Source organism: uncultured Vagococcus sp. (assembly GCF_963518325.1).
Classification (GTDB): domain Bacteria; phylum Bacillota; class Bacilli; order Lactobacillales; family Vagococcaceae; genus Vagococcus_D.
The window spans coordinates 1-14,757 of sequence record NZ_CAUQJB010000024.1 but is presented as its reverse complement, the minus strand read 5'-3'; the positions used below and the strand labels follow the sequence as shown (position 1 = coordinate 14,757).

Sequence of the window (14,757 nt, the reverse complement as noted above, 5' to 3'; positions counted from 1 at the left end):
ACCAAAGTATACCTCCTTGTGAATCGCTTACATTTATTCTCATGTCCACTTCAACAGACATTTCCCCTTTCAGACACGCTATTTTTATTAGTTTACTAAATAACAGTCCGATACAACATTATTTTGCATGCTAGACTGCTCACTCTTTAAACGGCTCCTTTCAAAGAATTAAAGAAAAACCGTTGACAGACTCTAAAACTTACTAAAACCTGATATAATCTATCTAAAAGAACAGACACAACAAACTTGCAGTCTACTAGTTTAGGAAAGGAATGGACAGACATGGACAACAGAACTGACAATAGCCAAAGGGAACTCTATTCTCGATTAATTAATAAAACAGAAGATTTTGTTGAGCGACATTTAAAAGACCCGATTGCACTATGTGATTTGGCTAGGCATGCTCATTTATCTGATTTTCACTTTCACAGGCTATTTAAAACATACACCTCTGAAACGGTCAATGAGTTTGTCACTCGATTTAAATTAGAGCGTGCGGCTATTTTTCTCTGTCTCAATCCTCATCTCTCTGTCACGGCAATTGCCATGGAGTATGGGTATAATGATTCTAGCTCATTTAGCCGATCTTTTAAAAAACAATTTGGCGTGAGCCCTCTTAAGTTCCGAAAACAGCAAGATTTGTCAAGAAATAATCATTGGATCATAGGATAATACGTGTTGTAAGAGGGATTAACATGAAGGAGGATGACTATGGTTGAACCAATTAGTATCACGACAAAAGAACTAACGAACCAAAGAATTGTCTACATTCGCATGAGAGGTAGTTATGCTGAATTTAGAAAACAAAGTAGGCACTTGTTTAAGGAACTCTTTGCTTTTGCGACTGAAAATAAGTTAATCGTCCCTGAGAGCACGAAGGTGTTGACCATTTACGACGATAATCCCTTCATTACTGATGAAAAAAAATTGCGCACCAGCGTCGCAATGACGATTCCTTATGAGGCAAAGGTGGTAGAAAGTGGCAATATCTGTGTATCTAGTATTTCCGGCAAATTTGGAGTAGGACGTTTTAATATATCGGCTAGTCAGTATGGAGAGGCTTGGCGCTATATGTATCAGGAATGGCTGTTTAAAGGAAAAGGAACATCTAGAGATGCCCCTCCCTTTGAAATGTACATCACGGAACCGCCAAAAAAACTAACAGAAAAAAGTCTAACGGATATCTATCTTCCAATTCTGTAACAGGATACCTGATGAGGTCATTTAGAAAGGCTGATTTCTGTTTTAGGAAGGAACAAAACACGATGGAAAACATGAGGATCATCCCTTATGAAGCAATCAGGGACTGTAAGACCGCTTGAAGAAAGGCTTGGGGCCTATCATTAATACCCTGGGATGTTCAAAGAAGCGGCTGATGGCGGTCAGTGTATTTAGGTGGTCTATGTGAAGGATCATCTAGCAGGTGTGTTATTTCACGATGGTCTTCAAAGGGGAACCGAAATGACGATTTTTGTGGCCCGGCTTATCGTTAAAGGGAGATTGGCACAGGTTTGCTATCCTTTGCCGACCAGCTATTTCGTGAGAACATCTCAGTGGAACGAGTAAAATGCGCTTATTTAAATCAAGATGAGGCCTCACGCGCCTTTTTTTGCAGCCAACTACCGACCAGACCATGTTTTTAATGGAGCGGGGGAACAAGTTATTTCCGATCAAAGAGACCTTGGCTGAGATACGTCCCTATTAAGACAGGGACTATCTGATTTTTCAGTCACTGTTGGAATCGGTCTTCTACCACTTGCGTCAACGTCTTGGATCCCCTCTTTGGTACCGCGGAGCGTCTGAAAGAGATCGCCGTCGCTTTCTAGCGGATCAAGATAACCGCTTTGTGATGCGTTTAAAGGGTGACATGATTGCTGTGGCCATTCTTTTCGAGAATACCATTGAAGCCATCGCAGTCAAACCTGACTTTCAGCACCAGGGATTTGGTTGCAGTTTTATCTCCTTGCTCGTTAATCAACTGATTGCTCGTGGCACTAAAAGGGTTCAGTTTTGGGTAGATGATGGAAATGAGGCCAAAGAACTCGATGAGTCACTGGGATTCCATCAATTGGCCTTGTATCACTTTTTGTATCAACCTTATCGTCCCAAACCCCGGCCAGTTGGACCGTCGCCAAAGTTCAAATAACTTATTTTTCAGATAAATCTGACGGGCGACTACTTTTAACGTTCTTCACTGAACAGGCGGTTTAGTTAACAGGTCTACAATCCGCTTTCTGGGTCCATTTCCTCGCAAAACCCACTAGCATTTTCATATAGGAAAAGTTTTTTAAGGCCGGCCTTTTATATGATATTCTATATATGCTATCAATATAACCTTATTTTGATAACGTTCTACCCTTGCATTCCCATAATTTTGTATAGCAAACCGACAAACCAGGTCCTCCCCATATACCTGCTTGTCGGTTTGCTTGTTTATTTTGCTAAGTGTCTTACCTGAACGAAGATAAGATGGTAATCATTAATTTTTTTATAAATAGCCTTTTTTCAGCAGTGGTTCTATTTTTTCCACGCTATAATTAAACAGATTCTTTCTATTAGGCAACCACTGTTTTAGTTTTCTCTAGTCACTATTGCCTAGTAGGTTGAATCATTAGCGCTTGGAGTGGTCCCTTGCGCTTTTAAGTTTTACTTTAAGCGGTCGTTCACTTGACCCCCCCTTTAAATTTGAATCAGTATAACATCTATGTTATACTTTATTAAAGTAATTCTGATTCTGACTAATTAGGAAGTCCATCCTAGTTGGTCTTTTTTTTTTGACTCAATCCCGCTAAGTCACCTCTCTATTAACATTCCTACCATTTTTCAACCTTAGTTCCGTTTATTTTCGTTAAACAATCCATAAAATAATTGTTTGTACTTTTTCGTTCATCCTGTATAATAAGATGAAAAATGGAGGTTTATCATGGACAGGTCATTATTAGAAATTAGGCAAGAAGAAGCGTTTTATCATTCAAACCATTACCAGCAGTTTACCATTGAGTCATCTAACTCTTGGCTTGGTTATCCAGTGACTAATCTTGTGAACTTAGGCGTTTCACTGTCAAATTCAACTCAATCAAGTAGATTTTTAGATTTGGGGTGTGGTGTTGGGCGTAACGCTATTCCAATTGCACGAGGCACTGCTAATAAATTAATCATCGACTGTGTCGATCTCCTACCTGATGCGATTCACTCATTTTCTAAGACGGTTGAAAAAACGGACATTGAACCGTCATTTAACTTTTTCATCAGGGATATTGCTAACTTTGAATTGCAAGCCGCGACTTATGACTATATCTTTTCCGTTTCCACTCTTGAACATCTTGCAAGCAAAAAACAATTGATCCGCGTCTTACAGGCTATCAAAGAAGCGATGAAAACCATGGGCTGTGTCTATTTGATTATCAATTCGGAAGTCAGTGAGTTCTTAATCGAAAAACAACAACTGATTCCACCTTTCCTTGAAGTTAATCTATCATCTACGGAGATCAATGAGTTACTCGTCGATATTTTTAGTGGATGGACGATTATCGACAGCGAGGTCAAAGCCCTCTCTTATACAATCGAGCGACGAATTGGGTTAACGGAAATGAAGACTAGCGCCATTACGTTTGTTGCTCAAAATGATGGCTAGCTTTAAACTGAGCTTCTTTCTATAAATTTAACGACTAAGGCGGTTACTTAATGACTAAAATTGATTTTACCACTATCTTTTTACTTTCAGTGTGTGTGCTACTTGGTATCTATTCAGTTTATCTGTATTCTTTGCATCAACTTTATTATGCTGGCCCTGCCCTTTTTACATCAGCTATCTGTTATGTGACTGCTTTTGATAGAATCACATCCGATTGAGTTATGGAAAAACAGCTTTTATTGTCTCTTATGAGAACATTCATAGACTGTAGGTCAAGGTCAAACGACTTTTAAAAGGTATGTTTAACGTACGATAATGTATATTTGGTTACACTTTCATCAAATTTTGATATAATTGAGTTATCAAAAAAAGTCAATTGAATAACTTAATGAGGTGAAAAGATTGCCAGATTATATTTGTAGTAAAAATGCTAATGAGCAAGGTGCTTACGTTGTCCATAATCTAGAATGCGATTATCTCCCTTCGCTAGATAACAGGGTGAATGCACAGAGCCATGACACACACCAAGGCGCTCTTGATTTTTTAGAGCATGTCAACGAAGGAAGAGGACTTCATTTCAGCGTGTGCGAGCACTGTTGCCATCTTAGCCCTATCACGACTGGAGCCTGAGAGATTAGTGTCTCTCATCTTTTTTTATAATTAATGAACCTCTTTTACCAAACCAATTCCCTTCACGACCAGATTTCAGGTGTGGTTATACTCATACAACAAAACAGAGCGTGTCTGATCAGACACGCTCTGTTTTGTTGTATTAATCGTCAAAAGTCATTTCGTGTATAGACTCATCAAAGGAACTGATAAACTCTTCGGCGGTGATAAACTCAAGCCAACCTTTATCAGCAGGTGTGGTTACTTTTACTTTCGTAGCAACTTGATCATAAATATTACCCATAAATAATTTCCATTGCTTATCCACTGCTCGTTCAATTTGTGTCTCGTTCCATTGTTGAGCTGTCATTCGTTGATCATTCAGATTGTTTTCCCGTTCGGTAAACTTAATGTAAAATGAATCCTTTGTGCTCATTAATGATTCCATCAACTCGGTAAACTCGTCAATCGTCATATTGCTCACTTCCTTAGTAATTACAATTATACGAACATTTGTTCTAATAGTCAAGGAACACTCTTGATCATTTTGTCCTATCGATACTTTTTAGCCTCTTTTTGTTAAAAAAGCCACGCTAATAGCACCCATCATTTCCCAACCAGCTACCTTCCTTAACAAAAAAGTCCAACTATCCATCAAATATGCTCATAACTTCTTCATATTTTCCCGTTATGATATTAGTATACCAACAAACAACCCTAACAAAACTTTTTCATTCGATTAGTTATCTCAAAGATAATTAATCATCTCCTTAGCCCTCAGCCTCCAACTGAGGGCTACTCCTTTGTCTTTTTTCCACTCTTTTACGTCCAACACCACAGTTGAGTTTTTGACTGTCGTTACTGACTTACTTATTAATCCATTTTCGTTTTCACAAAATTTAAACCAAATACTGACCTGTCACTGACTCTGCACACAGTGAAGCCTCTTCCGGCTTTCCTTCATACAGCACTTTCCCCCCTTCTTTTCCAGAGCCTGGGCCGAAGTCAATCATCCAATCGGCTTCTCTAATGACATCTAGTTGATGCTCAATCACGATGACCGTGTTCTTTTTTTCAATTAATTCATCAAAAATGGTAAACAAGGCGACTGTGTCTTTTCGACTAAGTCCTGTTGTTGGCTCGTCTAAAATAAACAGCTTGGATTCATGGGTTAGTTCTAATGCAAGCTTTAGTCGCTGAAGTTCGCCACCTGATAAAGTGTCCAATGTTTGCCCTAATGTGAGATAGCCCAATCCAATTTTATTTAGCCAGATTAGTAGGTTGACGCACGTTGGCTGATCTTCAAAAAATGGTTGGGCATCTGTCAATGTTAGGGATAGAACTTCATCGATAGCTAAGCCACGATAGCGATAGCTCAACGCTTCTTGACTGTAGCGTTTACCCTGACAAACCTCACATCGACTTCTGACTGGTTCCATAAACGCCAACTCTATCTCGATAAAGCCTTTCCCTTTACACTTAGGACAAGCACCACCCCCATTAAAACTAAAAAGCCCACTTTTCACTTGATTGGCTTTCGCAAATAACTGACGAATCGACTCAAACAATTCAATATAACTGGCAATTGTTGAGCGGCGGTTTCCCCGAATGCTCTTTTGGTCGACGTAGACTGTCTCGTCGGGATAAGCTTTGGCTAGTTCTTTTGCAAAAGAGCTTTTCCCCGAACCTGCAACACCGGTAACAGCGATTAAGGCCTCTTTAGGAATTGAGACAGAGACATGCTTCAAATTATTCAATGTCACATGATGAACCTCAAAGGACTGTGATACTGTCATTTTCCTTTTTCTACGTTTAAGATGCGCTACTTGTTTTTGATTGGTTAACCAACTTAGGTAATCTGTTACTCCGACAATTTCGCCCCCCTTTAGACCTGCCTCTGGTCCAATTTCAACAATCGTCTCAGCCAGTTGAATAATTTCTTCATCGTGATCAATAAGCAAAACAGTGTTGCCCTTATCTTTAATGGCCGTAATTAATTGGCAGATTGCTTGAATATCGTAAGGATGTAACCCAATACTTGGTTCATCGAGTATGTATAGCATATCGCTTAGGCTACTCCCAATATATCTGACAAGCTTAATCCGTTGAGACTCTCCACCAGATAAGGAGCTAGTCTCCCGAGCAAGAGTTAAATAACTTAAGCCAACTTGACAGAGAAAGCTTATTTGTCTCTGAAGTTGCTCAACAATAGACCTTGCTTCCGAGTTCTTTAGCTGCCCCATAAATTGTTGTAACTCCCGTAATTCCATCTCAAGACACTCACCAATGTGTAAACCATTTATCTTACAAGTTAAAACTTCCCGATTTAAACGATAGCCGTGACACTCAGGGCACACCTCAGATTGACTAATTCGCTCAATAGCTGGTTGATATTTCTGATAGCCTTTGGACGGATTTTTGATGAACGTTCTCTGAATACGAGGGATAAGGCCTTCATAAAGACTAGAGCGATACCAGTTTTTATTCGGATGTGGTGGTTTCATCTGTTGCGAATATAAGAGTACCTCCATCTCTTCTGGCGTGTAGTGCACTAGTTTTTTCTCATTATCAAACAGCCCTGAATCCACATACCGTTTCCAGCGATAACTACCTGGCTCAAACGTCGGAAAATTGATGGCCCCGTCATTTAATGATTTGGACCGATCGACTAGTTCAGCGATTTTAAAGGAATGAACCCGACCAAGTCCTTCGCAATGAGGACACATACCAGCTGGATTATTGAATGAAAAACGATCTGAAAAACCAACACAAGGCTGACCAAAACGCGAATAGAGCAGTCTTAATGCAGGATTAATATCCGCCGCCGTCCCTACGGTTGATCGGTTATTTTCACCTAAAGATTTCTGATTCACCATTACAACAGGGGAAAGATTTTCAATCGAAGTCACCTCTGGTTTGCCATAGTGAGGCAAGCGATTGCGCAGGAAACTAGGATAGGTTTCAGCCAGTTGTCGTTGTGCTTCGGCTGCAATCGTATTAATGACTAGAGACGTCTTTCCTGAACCTGAGACGCCAACAAAAGCCGTGATCCGATTTTTAGAGATGGATAAATTAACCTCCTTTAAATTATTAGTTGTAGCGCCTTTAATGATAATTGATTTTGTCATCTGCATACCCCTTTTTATTAGTGATAACTTCATGATATACTCATATCATGACAAAACTTGTCAGGTTATCGCCAACTACCTGATTTAAATAAACCATTAAAGGAGGACGTGAGATGAGTCGGACACAAAAATTATATGACATGTTATGGTATGTTCAAACTAAAAAGAAATTTACTGCTCAGGAATTAGCAGATGAGTTTTCGTTATCTCTTCGCAGTGTGTATCGTTATCTATCAGATTTGGCAGATATGGGGCTGTATATTGAATCCAAGCAAGGCCGTTATGGGGGGTTTCAGATCTTAGATAATCAGTTACTCCCACCCGTCCTTTTTTTAGAAGACGAGATTGTTTCCTTATTTTTTGCCATGTCGTCTTTAGACGATTTTCAAGATTTTCCTTTTCAACTAAATGTCACTGCGGCTCGTGAAAAACTATTGTCTGTCATCCCACTCTCTCTGCGCAATCGCTTAGAAAAATTATCAGACGTTTTTCAGTTAAGACAACCGCCACAAACAGTTACAACGCCTTTTTTATCTGAGATAATGACGGCAGCTTTGTCTAAAAATAGACTGTTTGTGACCTATCACTCCCAAACCAAGCGTTCCGAAAAAACACTTGAACCCATGGGCGTCTATGCAAGCAACGGTTTATGGTACTTATATGCTAGGGATTTGGTTCTAAACGACTTAAGGTATTATCGAATCGACAGACTCCTTTCAGTGACACCATTGATGGAACTCGTTGAAAATAGTGTCCCGCTTAAAATGATGGAAACTGATTATCATCCTAAAGAAACGATAAAATTAGTGGTTGAACTAGGAGAAAACGGGGTCAATAAATGTCTTGAGACGCCTTATTTGAGAGACTCTCTTGTGATTAACAAAGATGGAACCGGCTATATTGATGGTCGCTTATCTCCATCGGATTTAAGCTATACTGCTGAGTTTGTTCTCCAACTAGGTGCCGAAGCAAAAGTGATTGAGCCTAGAGAAATGATTGATTGGCTCCTAGACAAAACCAACACTCTTCTAAAGATCTATCAATAAGTAATCATAGTGTTAATGATTCAGTTTATTATCATGTGAGGATGAATGAGCGACACTATCTGGGCAGATTTTATCAGTTAAGAACAAATCGTCAAGACCCTTTTTTACCTCACAAAAAAAATCAGCAATGGATTTGCTGATCTAATTAGGTCTCTTATTTCATTAATTTTCGTAAGATTAACGCTAAGGTAAACCACAGAACGGTGCTGATTGCAATAGTGATCAGCCAGCCAAACATATTATGTTCTAAGGGCAATGGCATATTCATGCCAAAAAAGCCAGTAATTATCGTCGGTATTGTCAGTAATAATGACAATACCGTTAACAACTTCATGGTGTCGTTGATATTGTTATTCAACACATTATTATACGTCCCAGAAAGCTGATGCAAGATCTGCGAAGATAGCTGGGTCATTTCCACAAGTTGTTGCACTTCAATAATCGCATCATCTAAACGTTCTTTTTCACTTTCATTCAACGTATGATAAATGGAATGAGTCTTAATTTTGTCTAAGAGTACAGCGTTTTGCTTAGAAGCTGAAACGAAGTAGAGAATGCCTGTCTCAAGATCTGACAGCAGTAATAAACGTTGTTTGGTCGTCTTCTCTTTTAGTTTGCTGTTCATATGTTTTCTTTCCCTATCCATTTCTTCAATGTAAGGAAAAAAACGATCCAAAATCAGAAACAAGCTATCAAAAAGCAAATTGAATAACGTGATGTCTGTTGTTTTAGCCAGATATTTCTCCATCTCCAAATAAATGTAGTAATTGCTATTATTGGTTACCGTAATCAGCTGACGGTCTTTGATGATAAAGGTCATGGGAATTGTTTCATAGTGGTTATCGCTCTTGACTTTATTAGGTACGTTGAAGATTAACACAAATGTCTCGGTTTCTTGGTCCACATCGATGTGAGCCCGTTCGTTTCGATCGAGAGAATAAGCCACAAATTCATTATCAATTGCCTAGTGATCAAAAAATTGTTTTAGCTCATTTTTATTATCTGTATTGATATTAAGCCACTTATCTTGTTGAGTATTGATTATTTTTTCAGTTATCATTGATTCACTTCCTCGGTTTATAATTAGTCTTCTTATTTTAGGCAAATGCCACGCAACCTTGATTATATCCTGATTATTGACCTTAATCAATCTTCGAACAGATAATCAAACCAAAAATGCCTGTCAGTTTTTAGCTGGCAGACACTGTTATCGTCGATTGATTTGTTGAGTTAATCTTGGGTCCTTATCGGTCTTATAGATAAGATCATCGACGATACTTATGATTTCCTCATTGACTTTTTTGGCTTTTCTAATGACTGTTCTGATGTCGCGAATCGCCTTTCTTGTCCATAGATGTGTTTGGTTTTATTGTCAGTTTGAGCCCTTTTTTCCAAGGGATCGGCTAACATATTAATGGTAGCGACAATTTTGTTTAATAGGTTACCTTCTTTTGTTTATAAATACTGTCTAACTACTAATTTATAGGTATCGATCATATCCAAATAATTATCAATTTCCACGTATTCATTTACTTTATGAGGTAAATCAGGTTGCCCTGGGCCAAAAACCACAAAATCAAAATGGTGATGACTTTTCGTAAATTCCGCTGCATCGGTCGTTCCGGCAACGCCTAGAAGTGGCATGGTTTCACCTGTTTTTTGTTGGTGAACGGACTGGATTGTTTGGATTAAATGAGACTCTTTTGGTGATTTAACAGGGATCTTATTGTAATCAATCACCAATTTTAATTGGGTGTCTTTCTCTTGATTACATTGAGCGACAGTCTTTTCCAAGATAGTAATTAACTGATCATTATCAAATTCTGGCAATGAGCGGATGTTTCCTTGAACAGTCGCTTCTCCGGGGATACTGTTTACTTGATTGCCGCCATTAATGACCGTCAAATTATGAATCGTTCGACCCAAAACTTCATCTTGATACTTTTCAGTAATAGCTGTCATCTGCCGATTGATTTCAACCATAAATGCCATTAAGTTGTTGATGGCGTTTATCCCTTGAACTGGCATTGAGCTATGGGCTTCTTTCCCGATGGATGTCACAGTATAATTTATGGACCCCATATGGGTGTATATGAGATTATAGTTGCTTGGCTCGCCGATTATTAGTCCAGACAAGTCATCCCCATATCCAGCTTTGGTCAATTGCTCTGCGCCTAGTTCCCCTACTTCTTCACCCACTGTGGCTAAGAGTCGGATCTTGCCTTCAAGGGGAGCCCCCTCTTCTTTTAATTCAATCATGGCAATCACCATGGCTGCTAAACCGCTTTTCATATCAGTCGATCCTCGACCATATAATTTAGTGCCCTCAATCTGCGCAGAAAATGGCTCATAGGTCCAAAGGTCCTGGTCGCCGGGGTCAACCACGTCCATATGCCCCGTAAATCCAAGCACCCGCTCTCCTTGGCCAATTTCCGCAACTAGGTTACTACGATTTTCAGCGTAGTCAATTAGCTTAGACGGAATACCATGATTAGCTAATAATCGTTGCAAATAAAGAGCCACCTCTCGTTCATTGCCATTGACTGATTTAATTTTGATGATATCTTGTAAGATACTGATTTGTTCGTCTCTATGCATTATTTTTCTCCTTGTTGTGAATGGTCATTTTTTTTAATTTATCTGTTAATTCTTGCTGTTTGGCTTCTGCCATAGCACGCCACTTGGCTTTTTTTTCTTGTTTCATCTGGGCGCGCGCTTCTTTGGCTAAGTGATTTTCCAGTTCCTGATTTTCAAATATCTCCGTTTGAACGTCAACATAACTTTTTCTAATAATTTTTTGGGCACCGGTTTCCATTAGTAATTTATCTATTAATTGGTTATCAGATTCTTCTGCAATCGTTATCAAAGCCAGTCTGTTCCCTTTTAATTCTTTGGATACTTGTATCAAAATACTTTTGTGATCCTCTATATCATCTAAATCAAAGCCAGAGCCTATAGTCATACCTAATCCACTTCCTAAAAGAATGCCAACTGGCCCACCTATTACTCCCAGAAGCCCACCTATTAACCCTCCTGTTGCCCAATTCTCCTCATTTGCAGTAAAATCGAAGCCATCTTTAATTTCAAGTGACCCTTGATTATTCTGAATAATGCCTGAGGCAATAATGGAAAGGGATTCTGCCTTTTGTTTTAATTGAGATAATGCTTCATAAGTGTTGCTCTCTGTATTAAATAATGTAATTATCACATTTTTCATTTGGAACACTTCTTTCATATTTTATTAGTTGCTTAACACATCTTATAGTACAATATGGGAGTAAACAAAAATAGAGACAGAAAGGACATGTGGTATAAATTTGGACACTTTAGATAAATTGTACATAATTCCTCCCTATAATTTAGATATGCCTATCACCAATAGTCATAAGCACTTAGCTAAGGCTCTTTATCACTTGGTTGCCAAGCAACCTTTTGACACTATTTCAGTCAAAGAGATTTGTGACGAAGCCGCTGTTAGCCGTTCAAATTTTTACAATCATTTTGACGATAAGTATCACTTGTTATTGTTTTACCTTAAGTCAATTCCCCAAGTTGAATTACAAAATAAATTAGACTTTAACAAAGACCGGATGCTCTTTGAGCGTTTTTTAGCGTACATTGTTTCTCATCAAGCATTTTTCCGCTCACTAGTCTCCTTTGAAAATGGTAGTGAGTTACGTCGTTTATTAGAAAGTGTGATTAATGATGATATTAAGGAATTTTTAGAAACGAAAGCTATTCTAAATGAAGAACAGAATAACCACTTATTGGAATCACGTGTCATTTTCCTTACTGGAGGTATCTGCAGTCTTATTCAATGGTGGTTATTGAATGACTTACCTTTAACTGTTAAGGACATCAGCCAAACAATCAATGACTTTATGGTGTCATAAATACAGCTAAAGAGGCTAAGACAATCGTCCTAGCCTCCGATACTTTTATGAATATTGAGCGATTGACGCACTCTAAAAATCTGCTCGCTTCGCTGTCCCTTGTCTCTAATTGCTGCCGTTATTCTTAGCGGTTTACCGCTTAGAAATAAGGGTCAACGTAGTAAAGCAATAAGAACAACGGCGCTTCGCTGTCCCTTGTCTCTAATTGCTGCCGTTATTCTTAGCGGTTTACCGCTTAGAAATAAGGGTCAACGTAGTAAAGCAATAAGAACAACGGCGCTTCGCTGTCCCTTGTCTCTAATTGCAGCCACTATTCTTACGGGCTTAGACCTTCGAGACAAGGGCGTGAAGGCTTGGCAATTTCTCACTTAAATTCTTTTCAATCTCACCGATGAAAGCCCTACATATCTCGACTTTGACTTTCTTTTAGCCAAACAGTCAGTGACGGATATATCCATCACTAATTTAAAAGGACACCCGAATAATTGATTAGCCCATGAACCAAAATTGGGACATATAACGTGCCACTCTTTTTGTATAAGATAACAAATACAGCACCACCTAGTATTCCTTGGCCGATTACCTCACTTAACATCTCCCTAACAAGCACGCCGATGCTCGCATTTTCCATTATTGAAGGTAAAAATGCGTGAACTACTCCAAAAAAAATCCCACTAATGATAACACCACTCAAAAAGCCATACTCCTTTTCTATCTTGCCGTACAAATACCCTCTAAAAATAACTTCTTCCGAGAACGCAACCACACCTAAATAGAAAAAAGCTTGATAAAAACCTTTTAATGTGAAATCTTGGTTGCCTACAAACATTGCCAAATAAAGCAGCAGTAACCCTCCAGTTAAGTAGTTGTTTTGTGATGTCAACCCTAAACTTTTAGTGGACTTTTCTTGAACAACTGTCACTAAAATCAACACGAATACCATTACCAAATATCCAGCAAAATCGAATAAAAACCTTAACTTAAGATTACTTGCTGTGAGCTCTGATCCTCTAATCACCCAACCGTTCTGCCAAAAATAGGCCATTAGTACATACAAATAAATGAGATAGAAAACGACAACCATCATTGGCACGATTGCCTTTTTAGTTATTTTACACATCAGCTCGGCCCTCCTCAACGTAATTACAAAAAAATTAATAGCAACTTATCTCATCTCATTAACAGGGAAACACCTCCGATGATTCCCGCAAGAATCACTGCTGGGATACCATAGATCTTAAATGCTTGTTTTTTCGTGATTAATCGATAGTTTAATTGAGTGAATAAATAGACTAGGCCAATGACAAACACATCAAATGTTAGGCTATCAATTCTGACAAAAAAAGGGTCCCTGCTAAAATTAATTGATAAGCGTCCGATAAACGCCTAGGGAGCAATAACCGGCGTGTATTTGATACCGTTTGAAAAAGTGAAAACACCGATGATAACCTGTAAGATGTGAAGCACTACAACCACTAGCATACTGATAGCGAGGCTATCAACCAGTGTTTTTTGTTCTAATTCATCAAGTTGGTGTGTCATTTTCTTTATGAGAGTCTTAACTAATCTAAAAAAATTAATCATTGAAACCAAAAAAAGCCCATTAAGTATCCAAACGATTGGCATAAAAAACTCAACTTTCATTCACTATTCCTCCAAACTAAAAATTTTTTCTACAGGTTTCTTAAAGTACTTAGCTATTTTCAAGGTTAATTCTAAACTCGGGTTGTATTTACCAGTTTCAATAGCGGTCATCGTTTGCCTTGAAACCCCAAGCGCATCCGCCACATCTTTTTGTTTAATATTCCCCTGTTCACGCAGTCTCTTTATTTGATTGACTACTGCCATAACTTCTCTCCTCTACGTAAAGCTTCCTTTACTTTTATTATAAATCAAGAACTAAGAAATGTAAAGCTACCTTTACATTTCTGGCTAAATCATTCTAAATGTCTCCAGCTTTACTGGTTTATGATTTCAGTCACCACTATAGGTTTGACCCAATTGTTAGTTTTAGCAACCGGCTAGCGCTACAATAAAGTAAAACCATTTGGCGCTTCTCATGGTAGATTATCCAATCAAAAAAGCCACTCAGGGACTTAGCTTCGTTAAGTATATACACAACTTTTCAAGTAAACTACCTGTGAAGTTCGTTATCCAATAAAAATGAAATTGGAGCCCATGTTCGTGACTAATTGACAATCTATCGTTTCTAAATAACTGTTTATTCTAGATAAAGCAATTGAGAATTGGCCATTTGATTGTCGTAAGAAAACAACGGTGTGATTTTGCTAACTTGTCAACTGAGTGTTTTCATTCCTTTTTGAGAGAGGAAGGTATTGTTATTCTCATTATTCCGTCATTTCTCATCCTTTTAAGCAAGTAGGAAGGGAAGTTTGTTATGGCAAAAAAATGAAATTGGAGCCCATGTTCGTGACTAATTGACAATC

The 14,757-nt window shown here is 38.5% G+C and carries 13 protein-coding genes and 1 pseudogene; 6 read left to right on the top strand and 8 right to left on the bottom strand.

Annotation, left to right across the window (positions count from 1 at the left end; all coding sequences use genetic code 11):
• The first annotated feature begins 282 nt into the window (after positions 1–282).
• The 4 genes from RWN13_RS16705 (at position 283) to RWN13_RS16690 (ending at position 3,634) form a co-directional block, all read left to right on the top strand.
• The gene (locus RWN13_RS16705) at positions 283–672 is read left to right on the top strand and encodes an AraC family transcriptional regulator (RefSeq protein WP_314065949.1); all 390 of its coding nucleotides are present in this window, start codon (positions 283–285) and stop codon (positions 670–672) included.
• 39 nt (positions 673–711) lie between these two features.
• The gene (locus tag RWN13_RS16700) at positions 712–1,203 is read left to right on the top strand and encodes a GyrI-like domain-containing protein (protein ID WP_314065946.1); all 492 of its coding nucleotides are present in this window, start codon (positions 712–714) and stop codon (positions 1,201–1,203) included.
• Positions 1,204–1,756: 553 nt separating this feature from the next.
• A complete protein-coding gene (locus tag RWN13_RS16695) occupies positions 1,757–2,146 on the top strand; it encodes a GNAT family N-acetyltransferase (protein WP_314065943.1) in 390 nt (129 codons plus the stop codon).
• Between the two features lie 777 nt (positions 2,147–2,923).
• Positions 2,924–3,634, top strand: a complete 711-nt coding sequence (locus RWN13_RS16690) for a class I SAM-dependent methyltransferase (RefSeq protein WP_314065940.1) — start codon at positions 2,924–2,926, stop codon at positions 3,632–3,634.
• A gap of 772 nt (positions 3,635–4,406) precedes the next feature.
• On the opposite strand, the gene RWN13_RS16685 is transcribed toward RWN13_RS16690, so the two are convergent.
• Together RWN13_RS16685 and RWN13_RS16680 are read right to left on the bottom strand one after the other, a co-directional pair.
• Positions 4,407–4,718, bottom strand: a complete 312-nt coding sequence (locus RWN13_RS16685) for a hypothetical protein (RefSeq protein WP_314065938.1) — start codon at positions 4,716–4,718, stop codon at positions 4,407–4,409.
• Between the two features lie 424 nt (positions 4,719–5,142).
• The gene (locus RWN13_RS16680) at positions 5,143–7,371 is read right to left on the bottom strand and encodes an excinuclease ABC subunit UvrA (RefSeq protein WP_314065936.1); all 2,229 of its coding nucleotides are present in this window, start codon (positions 7,369–7,371) and stop codon (positions 5,143–5,145) included.
• A gap of 113 nt (positions 7,372–7,484) precedes the next feature.
• Here RWN13_RS16680 and RWN13_RS16675 point away from each other — a divergent pair, with 113 nt between their 5' ends.
• A complete protein-coding gene (locus RWN13_RS16675) occupies positions 7,485–8,417 on the top strand; it encodes a YafY family protein (protein WP_314065933.1) in 933 nt (310 codons plus the stop codon).
• A gap of 154 nt (positions 8,418–8,571) precedes the next feature.
• On the opposite strand, the pseudogene RWN13_RS16670 reads toward RWN13_RS16675, so the two are convergent.
• The 3 genes and pseudogenes from RWN13_RS16670 to RWN13_RS16660 all read right to left on the bottom strand — a co-directional run bounded on the left by RWN13_RS16670 (position 8,572) and on the right by RWN13_RS16660 (position 11,634).
• Positions 8,572–9,477: pseudogene (locus RWN13_RS16670) on the bottom strand (magnesium transporter CorA family protein).
• Positions 9,478–9,872: 395 nt separating this feature from the next.
• Positions 9,873–11,015 carry an ArgE/DapE family deacylase gene (locus RWN13_RS16665; RefSeq protein WP_314065931.1) on the bottom strand — a complete coding sequence of 381 codons (1,143 nt, stop codon included), beginning with the start codon at positions 11,013–11,015 and terminating at the stop codon, positions 9,873–9,875.
• Positions 11,008–11,634 (bottom strand): hypothetical protein, encoded by a 627-nt coding sequence (locus RWN13_RS16660; protein ID WP_314065928.1) that lies wholly within the window; start codon positions 11,632–11,634, stop codon positions 11,008–11,010. The genes RWN13_RS16665 and RWN13_RS16660 overlap by 8 nt, the downstream gene beginning before the upstream one ends.
• A 100-nt stretch (positions 11,635–11,734) precedes the next feature.
• Here RWN13_RS16660 and RWN13_RS16655 point away from each other — a divergent pair, with 100 nt between their 5' ends.
• Complete coding sequence (locus RWN13_RS16655) at positions 11,735–12,310, top strand: TetR/AcrR family transcriptional regulator C-terminal domain-containing protein (RefSeq protein ID WP_314065925.1); 576 nt, start codon at positions 11,735–11,737, stop codon at positions 12,308–12,310.
• A gap of 460 nt (positions 12,311–12,770) precedes the next feature.
• Here RWN13_RS16655 and RWN13_RS16650 read toward each other — a convergent pair whose 3' ends face one another.
• From RWN13_RS16650 to RWN13_RS16640, 3 genes are all read right to left on the bottom strand, one after another.
• Entirely contained in the window at positions 12,771–13,430 is a 660-nt protein-coding gene (locus RWN13_RS16650) for a CPBP family intramembrane glutamic endopeptidase (RefSeq protein WP_314065921.1), read from the bottom strand.
• Positions 13,431–13,696: 266 nt separating this feature from the next.
• The gene (locus tag RWN13_RS16645) at positions 13,697–13,954 is read right to left on the bottom strand and encodes a hypothetical protein (RefSeq protein WP_314065919.1); all 258 of its coding nucleotides are present in this window, start codon (positions 13,952–13,954) and stop codon (positions 13,697–13,699) included.
• Between the two features lie 3 nt (positions 13,955–13,957).
• On the bottom strand, positions 13,958–14,158 hold the full coding sequence (locus tag RWN13_RS16640) for a helix-turn-helix transcriptional regulator (protein WP_314065917.1): 201 nt from the start codon (positions 14,156–14,158) through the stop codon (positions 13,958–13,960).
• Positions 14,159–14,757: the final 599 nt, after the last annotated feature.